Origin of the sequence: Arthrobacter sp. zg-Y1219 (assembly GCF_030125545.1) — a bacterium.
Classification (GTDB): Bacteria; Actinomycetota; Actinomycetes; order Actinomycetales; family Micrococcaceae; genus Arthrobacter_B.
Window position 1 is genome coordinate 226,379 of record NZ_JASKLY010000012.1, and the last position, 14,502, is coordinate 240,880.

11 protein-coding genes are annotated in these 14,502 nt (G+C 67.2%); 5 read left to right on the top strand and 6 right to left on the bottom strand.

The window, feature by feature from the left end:
• Positions 1 to 462: 462 nt before the first annotated feature.
• Positions 463 to 1,878 carry an MFS transporter gene (locus QNO00_RS08090; protein WP_229967312.1) on the top strand — a complete coding sequence of 472 codons (1,416 nt, stop codon included), beginning with the start codon at positions 463 to 465 and terminating at the stop codon, positions 1,876 to 1,878.
• Between the two features lie 69 nt (positions 1,879 to 1,947).
• Here QNO00_RS08090 and QNO00_RS08095 read toward each other — a convergent pair whose 3' ends face one another.
• Positions 1,948 to 3,786, bottom strand: a complete 1,839-nt coding sequence (locus tag QNO00_RS08095) for an acetyl/propionyl/methylcrotonyl-CoA carboxylase subunit alpha (RefSeq protein ID WP_284024193.1) — start codon at positions 3,784 to 3,786, stop codon at positions 1,948 to 1,950.
• A gap of 413 nt (positions 3,787 to 4,199) precedes the next feature.
• Between QNO00_RS08095 and QNO00_RS08100 the strand changes: the two genes are divergently transcribed.
• On the top strand, positions 4,200 to 5,000 hold the full coding sequence (locus QNO00_RS08100) for an endonuclease domain-containing protein (RefSeq protein WP_284024194.1): 801 nt from the start codon (positions 4,200 to 4,202) through the stop codon (positions 4,998 to 5,000).
• Positions 5,001 to 5,482: 482 nt separating this feature from the next.
• Here QNO00_RS08100 and QNO00_RS08105 read toward each other — a convergent pair whose 3' ends face one another.
• The 5 genes from QNO00_RS08105 to QNO00_RS08125 all read right to left on the bottom strand — a co-directional run bounded on the left by QNO00_RS08105 (position 5,483) and on the right by QNO00_RS08125 (position 11,692).
• Positions 5,483 to 6,118: a Maf family protein gene (locus tag QNO00_RS08105; RefSeq protein WP_284024195.1), complete on the bottom strand. Its 636-nt coding sequence runs from the start codon at positions 6,116 to 6,118 to the stop codon at positions 5,483 to 5,485.
• Between the two features lie 139 nt (positions 6,119 to 6,257).
• Complete coding sequence (locus QNO00_RS08110) at positions 6,258 to 7,799, bottom strand: dicarboxylate/amino acid:cation symporter (protein WP_284024196.1); 1,542 nt, start codon at positions 7,797 to 7,799, stop codon at positions 6,258 to 6,260.
• 180 nt (positions 7,800 to 7,979) lie between these two features.
• A complete protein-coding gene (locus QNO00_RS08115) occupies positions 7,980 to 9,674 on the bottom strand; it encodes a DUF885 domain-containing protein (protein ID WP_284024328.1) in 1,695 nt (564 codons plus the stop codon).
• A 165-nt stretch (positions 9,675 to 9,839) separates the two neighbouring features.
• Positions 9,840 to 10,100, bottom strand: coding sequence for an acyl-CoA carboxylase subunit epsilon (locus QNO00_RS08120; RefSeq protein WP_229967322.1), 261 nt, complete (start codon positions 10,098 to 10,100; stop codon positions 9,840 to 9,842).
• On the bottom strand, positions 10,097 to 11,692 hold the full coding sequence (locus QNO00_RS08125; protein ID WP_284024197.1) for an acyl-CoA carboxylase subunit beta: 1,596 nt from the start codon (positions 11,690 to 11,692) through the stop codon (positions 10,097 to 10,099). Before QNO00_RS08125 ends, QNO00_RS08120 begins: the two co-directional genes overlap by 4 nt.
• Before the next feature lie 415 nt (positions 11,693 to 12,107).
• Here QNO00_RS08125 and QNO00_RS08130 point away from each other — a divergent pair, with 415 nt between their 5' ends.
• The 3 genes from QNO00_RS08130 to QNO00_RS08140 all read left to right on the top strand — a co-directional run bounded on the left by QNO00_RS08130 (position 12,108) and on the right by QNO00_RS08140 (position 14,501).
• Positions 12,108 to 12,956, top strand: a complete 849-nt coding sequence (locus QNO00_RS08130) for an SDR family oxidoreductase (RefSeq protein WP_284024198.1) — start codon at positions 12,108 to 12,110, stop codon at positions 12,954 to 12,956.
• Between the two features lie 88 nt (positions 12,957 to 13,044).
• Positions 13,045 to 13,929 carry a biotin--[acetyl-CoA-carboxylase] ligase gene (locus QNO00_RS08135; protein ID WP_284024199.1) on the top strand — a complete coding sequence of 295 codons (885 nt, stop codon included), beginning with the start codon at positions 13,045 to 13,047 and terminating at the stop codon, positions 13,927 to 13,929.
• Positions 13,926 to 14,501 carry a PH domain-containing protein gene (locus tag QNO00_RS08140; RefSeq protein WP_284024200.1) on the top strand — a complete coding sequence of 192 codons (576 nt, stop codon included), beginning with the start codon at positions 13,926 to 13,928 and terminating at the stop codon, positions 14,499 to 14,501. Before QNO00_RS08135 ends, QNO00_RS08140 begins: the two co-directional genes overlap by 4 nt.
• Position 14,502: the final 1 nt, after the last annotated feature.

The window sequence follows — 14,502 nt, forward strand, 5'->3', positions numbered from 1 at the left end:
GGGAGCGGACCGGCTGATCTCACCACTCCGTGCCAGACGGGTGGCACGGGCTGCGCATTCGGTAGGTGGGCGCGTGTGGCCGGGGTCCCGCAGCGGTAGTGAGCATCCTTCGTGCAGATAATGCACTCAGACGGAATCTCTCGTGCAGATCAGGGCCTCCTTTCATTGAGTTGAGCCATTTATGGAGCATTATCTGCACGAGAGATTCGGACGAGGACCGGGAATCACCGTCATCTGCACGAGAGATGCCCGAGCGCCCAGATCGACCCGCAGATTCAGGCACAAGAACCCGACAGGCAGGCGCAGACCGGCCGGGCGCAGCTGCGCAAGGCCCCGCCGTCGTCGGCCGTTGGGTCCGCGGGAAGTGAGACGCCTGTCCACATGCTGGACACAATGTCCGGATGGTGGGATGGCGCCCCTACCATTATCGAGAACCTCACTTCCACCTGCGAAAGACTGCCAATGTCTACTAAGAATCCCTCCACGGAGCCCACGCCGGCACCGGCGCCGGCCAAGACAAACTCGAAGGGCCGGGTGATTATTGCCAGCCTCGTTGGCACGTCCATCGAGTTCTACGACTTCTACGTCTACGCCACCGCCGCAGTCCTCGTGTTTCCGCGGCTGTTCTTTCCGAACGCCGAGGGCGTCACGGCACTGCTGAGCTCCTTCGCCGTCTTCGGCGTGGCCTTCATTGCCCGCCCGCTGGGCTCGATCGTGTTCGGGCACTTCGGTGACAAGGTCGGCCGCAAGGGAACCCTGGTGGCCTCGCTGCTGACCATGGGAATCGCAACCTTCCTGATCGGTTGCCTCCCCACGGCCCTGACGCCGGGCTGGACCATCCTGGGTCCGGCACTGCTGGTGGTCCTGCGCTTCGCCCAGGGCCTGGCCCTCGGCGGGGAATGGTCGGGTGCGGCGCTGCTGGCAACGGAAAACGCGCCGGCCAACAAGCGCGCCATCTGGGGAACCTTCCCGCAGCTGGGCGCGCCGATCGGCTTCATCTTGGCCAACGGCCTGTTCCTGCTGCTTAGCTTCCAGCTCACCAACGAGCAGTTCGATTCCTGGGGCTGGCGCATTCCGTTCCTGGCCAGCGCCGTCATGGTGATCATCGGCCTGTATGTCCGGCTGAAACTGGTGGAGACCCCGGCCTTCCAGAAGGTCGTCGATTCCGGTGAAGTGAGCAAGATGCCGCTGAGCCGCGCGTTCAAGTACAGCTGGCGCCAGATGATTGCCGGCACGTTCATCATGCTGGCCACCTACGTGCTGTTCTACCTGATGACCACCTTCACGCTCTCCTACGGCACCGCCGCCAAGAGCGAGGAAGCTGCCCGTGCCGCCGCCGAGAAGACAGGTAAGGCCTTCGACCCGGAAACGTTCGCCGCCGGCCTGGGCTATGCCCGCAACGACTTCCTGATCATGCTCATCATCGGTGTCGTGTTCTTCGGTATCTTCACGCTCGTCTCCGGCCCGCTGGCCGAGAAGTTCGGCCGCCGCAAGACGCTGCTGGTGGTTACCACCGGCATCTTCCTCTTCGGCTTCACGTTCTCTCCGCTGCTCGGCGGCGGCACCGCGGGCGTCATGGCCCTGCTGATCCTGGGCTTCACCCTGATGGGCCTGACCTTCGGGCCGATGGGCGCCATGCTCCCGGAGCTGTTCCCGACCAACGTGCGCTACACCGGCTCGGCGATCGCCTACAACGTTTCCTCGATCCTGGGCGCGGCCGTGGCCCCGTTCATCGCGGTGGCGCTGTGGCAGGCCGCCGACGGCAGCCCGTGGCTGGTGGGCATCTACCTGTCCGCGATGGCGGTGCTGACGCTGATCGCGCTGTACGTCACCAAGGACACCAAGGACGTCGACTACACCAACCACTCCAGCAACTAAGCTTCCAGACGCCAACGGCCCGGTCCCCATGCAGGGGGCCGGGCCGTTTTGGCGTTGCTGCGTCGAACGCTAGTCCAGGATCGAACAAATCGCGGCGCCGGCGGAAACCGTCGCGCCGGGAACGGCGCTGAGTCCGGACACGGTGCCGGCCTTGTGCGCGGTGAGCGGCTGCTCCATTTTCATGGCTTCGAGTACGACGACGAGATCGCCCTCGGCGACCACAGCACCTTCCTGAACGGCCACCTTCACGATGGTGCCCTGCATCGGGGACGTCAGGTCATCGCCGGTGGCTGCCGGATTGGCCCCGCCGCGGGTGCGGGAGGACTTGCGGGTCTTCCCGTTGACGCCGGCAGTCCGGCCGCCGGCTCCGTTGGACCCGATGCCGGCGCCGCCGAGACCGGCCGGCAGCACGATGTCGAGCCGCTTGCCGCCCACCTCGACTGTGACGCGCTGGCGGGCGCCGCCGTCGTCGTCGTGCCGTGAGCCCTGCTCACCGGACCAGGCCGGGATCTTGTTGATGAACTGGGTCTCGATCCAGCGGGTGTGGACCTTGAACGGGCCGGCCGCGGGGGCGAAATCGGGGTGCGCGACGACCGCGGCGTGGAACGGCAGCACCGTGGGCATGCCGGTGATTTCCATTTCGGCCAGGGCGCGGCGGGCGCGCTGCAGCGCCTGTTCGCGGGTGGCGCCGGTGACGATCAGCTTCGCGAGCATTGAATCGAAGTTCCCGCCCACGGTTTCGCCGGCCTCGATGCCGGAATCGACGCGGATGCCGGGACCGGAGGGCAGCTTGAAGGTGCTGACCGTGCCGGGAGCGGGCATGAAGCTGCGCCCCGGATCTTCGCCGTTGATGCGGAACTCGATCGAGTGGCCGCGGATCTCCGGATCGCCGTAGCCGAGCTCCTCGCCGCGGGCCAGCCGGAACTGCTCGCGGACCAGGTCCAGGCCGGTCACTTCCTCTGACACGGGATGCTCGACCTGCAGCCGGGTGTTGACCTCCAGGAAGGAGATGGTGCCGTCGGTGCCGACCAGGAACTCGCACGTGCCGGCGCCCTGATAGCCGGCCTCGCGGAGGATGGCCTTGGATGCGGCGTACAGACGCTGGTTCTGGTCCTCGGTGAGGAACGGCGCCGGAGCCTCCTCCACAAGCTTCTGGTTGCGGCGCTGCAGCGAGCAGTCGCGGGTGGAGACGACGACGACGTTGCCGTGCGCGTCGGCGAGGCACTGGGTCTCGACGTGCCGCGGGGCATCCAGGAAGCGCTCGATGAAGCACTCGCCGCGGCCGAAGGCGGCTGTGGCCTCGCGGACGGCGGAGTCGAACATCTCCGGAATTTCCGAGCGGGTGCGGGCGACCTTGATGCCGCGGCCGCCGCCGCCGAAGGCAGCCTTGATGGCCAGCGGCAGGCCGTGCGCGTCGGCGAAGTCCAGGACTTCCTGGGCGTTCTTCACCGGATCGGCGGTGCCGGGAACCAGCGGGGCGCCGACCTTGGCCGCGATGTGGCGGGCCTGGACCTTGTCGCCGAGCTGGGAAATGGCGTGCGGGGAGGGGCCGATCCAGGTGAGGCCGGCGTCGATGACGCGCTGGGCAAACTCGGCGTTCTCGGAGAGGAAGCCGTAGCCGGGGTGGATGGCGTCGGCGCCGGACTTGCGGGCGGCGTCGAGGATCTTGCCCATGTCCAGGTAGGACTCCGCAGCGGTGCTGCCGCCCAGCGAGTAGGCCTCGTCGGCGAGGCGGACATGCAGGGCGTCCCGGTCCGGATCGGCGTAGACGGCGACGGAGGCCAGGCCTTCGTCGCGGGCGGCCCGGATGACGCGGACGGCGATTTCGCCGCGGTTGGCGATCAGGACTTTCGTGATGCTCTTGGTGTTCTGTGGATCGCCGGCGGGCGCGGGGTTGAACTGGCTCATTGAATGCACTGGCTCCTTTTGATCTCTTCGGAGCCTAGCGCGGTTTTGTGGTTTCCGGCCATAATGCGTGCTGTTTCTGCGTGGTACGGGGCGTTTCGTTGTGGGGACCCTACAAGGGTGGCGTGTGTGAGGGTGGCGTGGCGTCAGGCGGGGCCCGCGTTCAAGCGAGGCCGCCGTCGTCGTCCGCGCTGGCTGTGCAAGGCGGAAGCGTCGTCTGTGGAGAAAAGCCGCTGTTGTGGATAACAGGGACGAGGGACGGCAGGACTGTTAAGTAATGGAGTATGCGCCGTCCTCTGCCGCTTCCCGAAGACCTGACGGATCAGTCCTTCACAATCGCGCAGGCCCGGAGTCTGGGCCTTTCCCGGTCAAGGCTCCGGGCGCAGGACCTGCTGACACCGAGCCGGGAGATTCGGGTGCGACGAGGAGCGGACCTGGAACTGGTGGAACGCTGCCGGCCATATGCGGAGTTGTTGCCAGGGGTGTTTTTCTCCCATGTCACCGCGGCGCGGCTGCACGGAATCCCGCTGCCATACGGCCTGCAACAGGAACCGGTTATTGACCTCAGCCGGGACCGGGGGCTTGCCATGCCTCGCCGCAAATACGTCGCTGGGCATCGCTTGGAGCTGGATCCGGGGGAGCTGACCATGGTGTCGTCGCTGCCTGTGACCTCTCTGCCCCGGACCCTGCTTGATCTCGCCGCCCAGCTGCCAACAGATGATCTGGTCGTCATGGGAGATTGGATGATCAGTGAACACCATCGGAACTTTGGAACGCGGCGGATTGCGCAGGTGCCCCTGAAGGATCTCCGGCATTATGCAGAGGCCAAAGCGGGAGCCCGGGGAGTGCGCAACCTTCGGTCTGCGATCGAACTGATGCGGGTCGGCGTGGATTCACCGCAGGAGACGAGGGTGCGGCTCGAGCTTCACAGGGCAGGATTGCCGGAATTTACGCCGAACACGTTGATTGCGGACGCCGCTGGAAATCCCGCCGTGTGGGTGGACCTTGGCTGCCGGGAGTACCGCACCTGCATCGAATACGACGGAGCGCATCACCTGGACCCCGGACAACAGAGCAGGGACAACGGGCGGGACGCGCGCACCGCTGAACTGGGCTGGCGCCAGGTCAAGCTGAACAGCTATGACATGGCGCAGGGTCCCTCATGGGTCGTGGGGAAGGTGCGTCATGCGCTGGTCCAGGGCGGGTATCAACCGTGAGGGTGCAGAGCTGCACTCTCGAGTGCCGAGCGCCGTACGTGGACGATGCTAACCCTGCATAGCTGCACTCTCGGTGTGCGGAGGTCCGTGAGTGTGCAGCTATGGCGGGTTTCGGCTGGAGCCGTGATTCGAGAGCGCAGATATGGCGGGCAATCTCGTGTCTTACCCTGCAGAGCTGCACTCTCGGCACATGGGGGACGATGCTAATTCGCCAGAGCTGCACTCTCGGACGCCCGGTCCGACCCGCGCCGGCGATTACCCGCCAGAGCTGCACTCTCGGTGTGCGGAGGTCCGTGAGTGTGCAGCTATGGCGGGTTTCGGTTGGAGCCGTGATTCGAGAGCGCAGATATGGCGGGCAATCTCGTGTCTTACCCTGCAGAGCTGCACTCTCGGCGCACGGTGGACGATGCTAATCCGCCAGATCTGCACTCTCGGTGCCCGGACGCGGTGCCCGGCCCGGAGCGACCCGCGGCGGGAAGGGACTACCGGTCCCAGAGGTCAGTGATCTTCACGCCGGCGCTGGCGAGCAGCTCGCGAAGCATCGAGACGGACAGCCCGATCACGGCGTGCGGATCACCGTCAACCTTCTCGATGAACGCCCCGCCCAGTGAATCGATGGTGAAGGAACCCGCCACCTGCAGCGGCTCACCGGTGGCGACGTACGCGTCGATCTCCTCGTCGGTCAGCTTCGCAAAGTAAACCGACGCGGAACTGACGGCGCCGAGCGTCGCACCCGAACCGCCGTCGTCGTCGGTGTCGCGGCAATCGACCAGCCAGTGGCCGGTGTGCAGCACGCCCATGTTGCCGCTCATCCGCCGGATGCGTTCGCGGGCGACCTCGGGCTCCCAGGGCTTGCCGTGCGCTTCGCCGTCGAACTCGAAGACGGAGTCGCAGCCGATCACCAGGGAGCCGTCGGCCTCGGGCAGCGCGGCAACGGCTTCGGCCTTCGCCCGGGCCAGCAGCAAGGCGGTGTCGTGCGGGTCGGTCAGGCCGTAGCGCGCGGTGACGGCGTCTTCGTCGACGTCGGACACGAGCACGGAATGGGCGATGCCGGCGTTGGTCAGCAGCTTGGTGCGGGCGGGGGAAGCGGAAGCAAGGATCAGGTTCAGGTCAGTCACCCCTCCAGCCTAGTCGGCGGGCCGCCCGGCCCGGTAAGCGCAGCCCGGCCCGGCAGGCGGCCGGGACAGCCCGAAGACAGCCCCGGGACAGCACGAAGGCCGCCCCGGATATCCGGAGCGGCCTTCAGGAAGCGATGGATCAGCGCTTGTCGGCAGCGGAAGCCGACGACGGCGCCGGGCCGGTTGCGCACGCAGCCCCGGCACCCGGCAGGGAGATGCCCGCAGCAGACGTTCCGTCCGCAGCAGCGACACCAGCAGCGGCACCCGAACCAGCCACACCCGAAGCGCCGGCCGGAACCAGCACCGGGACCTCGACCTCGGTGGAGTCGTCGGCGAACGGATCGCCGTTGCGCTTGGCGTTGTACATTGCGGTGTCCAGCATGCCGTTGCGCTTGGCGACGATCGTCGGGATCACGGTCTGTCCGGCCACGTTGATGGCGGTGCGGCCCATGTCCAGGATGGGGTCGACGGCCAGCATCAGGCCGACGCCGGCCAGCGGCAGGCCCAGCGTGGACAGCGTCAGGGTCAGCATGACCACGGCGCCGGTGGTGCCGGCCGTGGCGGCCGAACCGAGCACCGAGACCAGGGCAATCAGCAGGTAGTCGGTGAAGCCCAGGTCAATGCCGAAGAACTGCGCCACGAAGATCGCGGCAACCGCCGGGTAGATCGAGGCGCAGCCGTCCATCTTGGTGGTGGCGCCCAGCGGCACGGCGAAGGAGGCGTAGGCGCGCGGCACGCCCATGTTGCGCTCGGTCACGCGCTGCGTCAGCGGCAGGGTGCCCACCGAGGAGCGCGAGACGAAGCCGAGCTGGATGGCCGGCCAGGCGCCGGAGAACCACTGCTTCACGGACAGGCCGTGGGCCTTGATCAGCACGGGGTAGACCACGAAGAGGACCAGGGCCAGGCCGACGTACACGGCCACCACGAACATGCCCAGCGAGCCGATGGTGTCCCAGCCGTAGGTGGCGACGGCGCGGCCGATCAGGCCCACGGTGCCCAGCGGAGCCAGGCGGATGATCCACCAGAGGACCTTCTGGATGACGGCCAGGGCGGAGGCGTTCAGGGCCAGGAACGGCGCGGCGGGCGCACCCACCTTCAGGGCGGCAATGCCGACGGCGATCGCGATCACGAGCACCTGGAGGACATTGAAGTTCAGGGCGGTGGTGACGGTGCTCGGGTCCACGGCGGTGGAAGAAGCGGTCAGGCCCATGAAGTTCGCCGGAATCAGGCCGGTCAGGAAGCCCATCCAGCTGCCGGTGCTGCCTTCATAGTCGGCGGGCGGCGCGGCGTCGGCATTGGCGCCGGGCTGCAGGATCACGCCCAGCAGGATGCCGATCGTCACGGCAATCAGCGCGGTGATCGCGAACCACAGCAGCGTCTGCCAGGCCAGGCGTGCGGCGTTGGAGACCTCGCGCAGGTTGGCGATGGAGCTGACGACGGCGGTGAAGATCAGGGGGACCACGGCGGCCTTCAGCAGCGAGACGTAGCTCGTGCCGATGGTGTTCAGGGTGGTGGTCAGCCAGTTGGGCTCGTCCTCGCCAACCGGGCCCATCTCCTTGGCCAGCAGGCCCAGCAGCAGGCCCACAAACAGGGCGGCGATGATCTGCGGTCCGAAGGAAGTAACCCACCGGGGCAGCCTGCGGCCGGCGGAAGTCTGGGGGGAGGAAGTCTGTGAAGTCACGTTGAAGATAGTAGTCGCCGGTGCTTAGCAGAGAAGATTGCCCATTGCGAAATGTTACGGAAAGCCTGCTGGGTATTCTGCGCCGTAAAAGGCCAAAACCCCCGGAATGCGGCGCAGTATTGCCGCATCCGGGGGTTATCCCGGTCAAGCGTGTGAGGAATGTCGCCGGGGCAGCTGCCGCTACGCGTCCAGCAGGGCGCGGCGCAGCGTGTCCAGCCCGACCGACCCCAGGGCGAGGGCGCGGGTGTGGAAGTCCTTCTGGTCGAAGTTCTCTCCCTCGCGGCTGCGGACCTCGTCCCGGATCTGCTCCCAGAGCCGCTGGCCCAGCTTGTAGGCCGGTGCCTGTCCCGGCCAGCCCAGGTAGCGGGTGAACTCGAAGTTCAGCTGCCCCTCGGAGATGGCAATGTTCTGCCGCAGGAATTCGTAGCCCTTCTCGGCCGTCCAGGTGCCGGAGCCCCAGCGTTCGGGTACCTCCAGTTCCAGATGGACGCCGATGTCGAAGACCACGCGGGCGGCCCGCATGCGCTGGGCGTCGAGCATGCCCATCTTGTCCCCGGGATCGCTGAGGTAGCCCAGTTCGTCCATCAGCCGCTCGGCGTACAGCGCCCAGCCTTCACCGTGCCCGGAGACCCAGCAGATGTTGCGGCGCCAGTTGTTCAGCAGCCCGCGGGCGGCCGTCGCCGTCGCAATCTGCAGATGGTGGCCCGGGACGCCCTCGTGGTAGACGGTGGTGGTTTCCTTCCATGTGGTGAAGGTGTCCTCGCCGGCGGGGACCGACCACCACATGCGGCCCGGGCGGCTGAAGTCGTCGCTGGGACCGGTGTAGTAGATGCCGCCTTCCTGGGTGGGGGCGATCATGCACTCGATCTGCCGCATCGGCCCGTTGATCTCGAAGTGGGTGCCCGCCAGGTCGGCGACGGCGCGGTCCGCCAGGCCCTGCATCCAGGCCTGCAGCTCGGCGGTGCCGTGCAGCTGCCGCTCCGGATCCTCGTCCAGGAGCGCCATGGCTTCCTCGACGCCGGCGCCGGGCCGGATCTGCTCGGCGACGGCTTCCTGCTCGGCGATGATGCGGTCCAGTTCCTCAACGCCCCAGGCGTAGGTCTCTTCCAGGTTCACCGCGGAACCCAGGAACCGGCGCGACATCAGGGCGTAGCGTTCGCGGCCGACGGCGTCCTTCTCGGGAGCGACGGGCAGCAGTTCATTTTCCAGGACCGCGGCCAGCCCGCGGTAGGCGGCACGGGCGGATTCGGCGCCGGCGCGCAGCTCGGTGCTCAGGCTGTCGGAGAGGGAGCCGCCGTCGGGCAGTGCCGCATTCGAGGCGTAGTCGTCAAAAAAGCCGCCGTCCTCGGCGTACTTGGCGGCCTGTTCCATGACGATCTTCACCTGGCGGCGGGCCGGCAGCAGGCCGCGCTCCTTGCCGGCGCGCAGGGAAGAGATGTAGCCCGAGACGGCGTCGGCAACGTTGTGCAGCCGGCCGGAGATGTGCTGCCAGTCCTCCACCGTTTCGGTGGGCATCAGGTCGAAGATGGAGCGGATCTCCTGGGCGGGCGAGGCGATGTTGTTCAGGTTCGAGAGGTTCCAGCCGGACTCGTGGATTTCCAGTTCCAGGCCCAGGCGCTCGTGCATGGCATCGAGCGTGACGCGGTCGACGTCGTCGGCCGGCTGCAGTCCGTCCAGCCGTTCCAGCGTCTCCCGGATGGCCTCGGCTCCCGATTCCAGGCCGGCGGGGGAGTAGTCGGCGTACTCCGTTTCATGCCCGGGGATGCCCAGGGAGGTGGCGAGGGACGGATCCAGCTGCAGCAGAGTCTCGGTGAAGGCATCGGCAACGGCGTCGATGGCGGTCGGCTGGCGGTTCTGCGCGCCGGCGAAGGGCATGGGATCTGATGAAGGAGTCTCGTGGGTCACAGGGGTAGCCTAGCGGCAACGCCGCCATCACCAACTTTTCCCGGTGGCCGCACGTAATGTGCGGCTCGGGGGCCTATCCTGCGCTTTTCCGGTTCCGATTCCGGTTCCGATTCGGGTTCCGGGGCTGGTCCGGCGCTAGCGGAAGCTGCGCCGCCACGAGCCGGGTCCGGGCTTGGGCGCCAGGCTCAGCATCCGCCGCCGGTTCCAGGTCCGGCGCGCGGACTCCGGCGTGGTGCGCGGGGCACCGCCGTCGGCGTTCAGCCCCATGACGACGGCGGTCAGCGCCGCCAGCTCCTCGGCCGACGGATTGCCGCCCAGGACGGAAAACAGCGGCGGCTGCGGCACAGCCTGCTCCGGCGTCCGGCTCCACGGATCCGGCAGGTCCCAGGCCGTCACAGCGGCATGTTTCCGTGCTTCTTGGCGGGCAGCGAAGCGCGCTTGTCGCGCAGGGCGCGCAGCCCGCGGATCAGCTGCAGGCGGGTTTCCGAGGGGGCGACGACGGCGTCGACGTAGCCGAGCTGGGCGGCCTGGTAGGGGTTGAGCAGTTCCTCTTCATACTGCGCGATGTAGTCGGCGCGTGCCTGCTCAACGCTTTCCCCGGCGTCGGCCGCTGCCTTGAGCTGGCCGCGGTAGAGGATGTTCACCGCGCCCTGGGCGCCCATGACGCCGATCTGCGCGGTGGGCCAGGCCAGGTTCAGGTCCGCGCCGAGCTTCTTCGAGCCCATCACGATGTACGCGCCGCCGTACGCCTTGCGGGTGATCACGGTCAGCTTGGGCACGGTGGCCTCGGCGTAGGCATAGAGCAGCTTGGCGCCGCGGCGGATGATGCCCTGGAATTCCTGGTCGGTGCCCGGCAGGAAGCCCGGAACATCCACGAAGGTGAGGATGGGAACGTTGAAGGCGTCGCAGTTGCGGACAAAGCGGGCGGCCTTCTCGGAGGCGGCGATGTCCAGGGTGCCGGCGAACTGCAACGGCTGATTTGCGACGATGCCCACGGTGTGGCCCTCGACCCGGCCGTAGCCGATCATGATGTTCGGCGCGTAGAGGGCCTGCATCTCCAGGAAGTGGCCGTCGTCGAGCACCTGCTCAATGATGGCGCGCATGTCGTAGGGCTGGTTGGCGGAGTCCGGAATGAGCTCGTCCAGGGCGAGGTCGCCGTCGTTCAGTTCCATCTCCTGCGAGAAGGCGGCCAGCGGCGCCTCGGCCAGGTTGTTGGAAGGCAGGAAGTCCAGGAGCTCGCGGACGAACTCGATGGCGTCCTCCTCGTCGGAGGCCAGGTACGTGGAGGTGCCGGTGTTGGTGTTGTGCTGCCGGGCGCCGCCGAGGGTTTCCATGTCGACGTCCTCGCCGGTGACGGTCTTGATGACGTCGGGTCCGGTGATGAACATGTGGCTGGTCTTGTCCACCATCACCACATAGTCGGTCAGGGCGGGGGAGTAGGCGGCGCCGCCGGCGGACGGGCCCATGATCAGGGAGATCTGCGGGACCACTCCGGAGGCGTGGACGTTGTTGCGGAAGATGTCGGCGAACATGGCCAGCGAGGCCACGCCCTCCTGGATGCGGGCGCCGCCGCCGTCCAGGATGCCGACGACGGGGCAGCCGTTGCGCAGGGCGTGTTCCTGGACCTTGACGATCTTCTCGCCGTTGACCTGGCTCAGGGAACCGCCGTACACGGAGAAGTCCTGGCTGTAGACGGCGATCGGGCGGCCGTCGACGGTGGCGTACCCGGAGACCAGGCCGTCGCCCAGCGGCTTCTTCTTCTCCATGCCGAACGCGGTGGAGCGGTGCACGGCCAGGGCGTCCAGCTCGACGAAGGAGCCGGCGTCCACGAGCATCTCGATGCGTTCGCGGGCGGTGTGCTTGCCGCGGGCATGCTGCTTCTCGACGGCGGCCGGGCCGGAAGGCATCTCGGCCTGCGCCTGGCGGCGGCGGTACTCAGCGATCTTGCCGGCTGTGGTCTGCAGGTCAAGGTCCTGGTCGATGCTCATCTGGTCTCCGGAATGCTGAGTGGATGGGGCGGTCGCTGCCGTTAAGTAGGAAAGGCACAAAGCGTACGGCGACTTGTCCAGTCTAGTGAGGGCACCGGCGTACTCCCGGTGTAGGGATCCTACAATTTCGTGCTGATGTGCTTGGCCGGTGCTTGGATCGGTGCGGTTCAATCTCTCGTGCAGATCAGGTCCTCCCGCGGAATCTCTCGTGCAGATCAGGTTGTCCCGGCAGCCCATGTGCCGCTTTTGACTGCGTTATCTGCACGAAGGATTTCGCCGGGGCGGTTTTGGCTGCGTTATCTGCACGAAGGATCGACCCCGGTCAGCCAATGGGCGGAATCAAGCCGTTTCGGGAGGAATCGACCGATGTTACTGACCAGTAACATAAGCGGCGGACATGTATTAGCCTGTTCCCATGACTTCTCTCACACCTGATTCCGGACCCCGTTCGCTCGCCGGCCGCACCATCCTGATGTCCGGCGGCAGCCGCGGCATCGGCCTGGCCATCGCCCTGCGCGCTGCGGCCGACGGCGCCAACATCGCCATCATGGCCAAGACGGCCGAGCCCCATCCCAAGCTGCAGGGCACCGTGTACACGGCAGCCGAACAGCTGGAGGCCGCCGGCGGCAAGGCCCTGCCGATCATCGGCGATGTCCGCAACGACGACGACGTCGCCCGGGCCGTCGCGGAAACCGTGGCGCATTTCGGGGGCATCGACATCGTGGTCAACAATGCCTCCGCCATCGACCTGCGGAACACCGACGAGGTCACCATGAAGAGCTACGACCTGATGGCCGACATCAACGTCCGCGGCACCTTCATGCTCTCCAAGTTCTCGCTGGACGCCCTGCGCCAGTCCGCGAACCCGCACATCCTCACGCTTTCCCCGCCCCTGAACCTGGATCCGAAGTGGGCCGGGTCCTACCTGGCGTACACGATGGCCAAGTACGGAATGTCCCTGACGACGCTCGGACTCGCCGCGGAACTCAAGGATGACGGCGTCGCCGTGAACTCGCTGTGGCCGGTCACCGCCATCGACACCGCTGCCATCCGCAACCTTGGCGGCGAGAAAATGGCGGCGGCCTCCCGCAGTTCGGACATCATGGCCGACGCCGCACACGCCATCCTGACCCGCCCCAGCCATGAGGCCACCGGCAATTTCTACACCGACGAGCAGGTGCTGCGTGAAGAGGGAATCACTGACTTCCGTCCCTACTCGCTCGGCGCGCCCGAGGACAAGCTGATGCAGGACTTCTTCCTCTAGGCAGGACAAGGGGCGCTGGCCGGGCCGCGGGACCCGCCGGCGGGGCCGGCAGGCAGGAATGTCGTGCACCCCGCGTAAGATCGGAAGCATGCATTCGCGTTACTCCAGCATGGAAAGACCAGGGCTTGACCAGGAGCGTCTCCGAGCCGCGCTCGTGGCGCCGCAGGGACCCCTGCCCCGGCTGGAGGTCGTGGCCGAAACCGGCTCCACCAACACCGATCTGGCTGACCAGGCGCGGCTTCGCCCGGCAGATGCTCCGGACCTGACCGTCCTGACCGCCGAGATGCAGACCGCCGGCAAGGGACGGCTGGGCCGGACCTGGGTTGCCCCGCCGCGCTCGTCGCTGTTCGTCAGCGTCCTGCTCCGGCCGGTCAATGCCGCCGGCCGGCCGCTGCCCACCCAGTCCTACGGCTGGTTGTCGCTGCTGGCTGCCCTGGCCTTGTCGGAATCCGTCGCCGCCCGCACCGGCGTCGAGGCCCGCCTGAAGTGGCCGAACGACGTTATGGTCGATGGGCGCAAGCTCGCCGGCGTCCTGGCCCAGCTGGTGATGGATTCCAGCGGCGCCCCGCCCGCCGTCGTCGTGGGCGCGGGCATGAACGTCTCCCTGACCGACGAGGATCTGCCGGTTCCCACGGCCACGTCGCTGCTGATGGAGTACTCCTCCACCACCGACCGCAACATTCTCCTGGAGGATTATCTGCGCGAGCTGGCTGCCAAGTACCGGGACTTTTGCGCGGTCGACGGCGATGCCTCCCGGGCGTGGGCCGACGGGACCTCGCTGGTCGAGAAGATCAGTGCCCGGATGGCGACCCTGGGCCAGGAGGTCCGCGCAGACCTGCCCGGCGGAAAATCCCTCACGGGACGAGCCGTGGCCCTTGACTCGTACGGTTCGCTGGTCCTGGTGGACGAACACGGCGAGCGGCATGCGGTCGTCGCCGGCGACGTGGTGCACCTGCGCGCCGTGCAGGCGTGAACATCAGGCTGAAACTCGCGCCGGGGGAGCGGATTATCGTGGCCAGCAGGCCGCATGCCCGCCAGCTGGTCTGGCCCGTTGTCCTGGCCATCCTGGTGTGCGCTGCCGCCGGGTTCGGTTACGGCTACCTGGACCGTGATTCCCTGCCCGGGCAGGTGGCGGATTGGCGCGGATACCTGCAGCCCGCCGTCGTCGTCGTTTCCCTGGTGCTGCTGGCGCGGTTCTGCCTGCCGCCGGTGCTGCGGTGGGCGTTTGCACGGTACATCGTCACCAACCGGCGCCTCATCCACCGGCAGGGTGTGCTGCGCCGGCGGGAACGCGAATTGCCGCTGGCCTCGGTCTTTCAGCTCGAGGCCTGGCAGACCGTTACGGAGCGGATGCAGCGTTCCGGGACGCTGGCGGTGGACGTTGGCTATGACCGGGTGGTGCACTACGAACACGTGCCCGAGGTCCACAAGTTCAAGGCCATTGTGTTGGCCGCCATAGACCAGTTGCCGCTGACCGCCATGTTCGATGGTGTAGATATGGAAGGAGATGGGGACTACGACTACGAAGGGAGGGGCAATGAGTGAG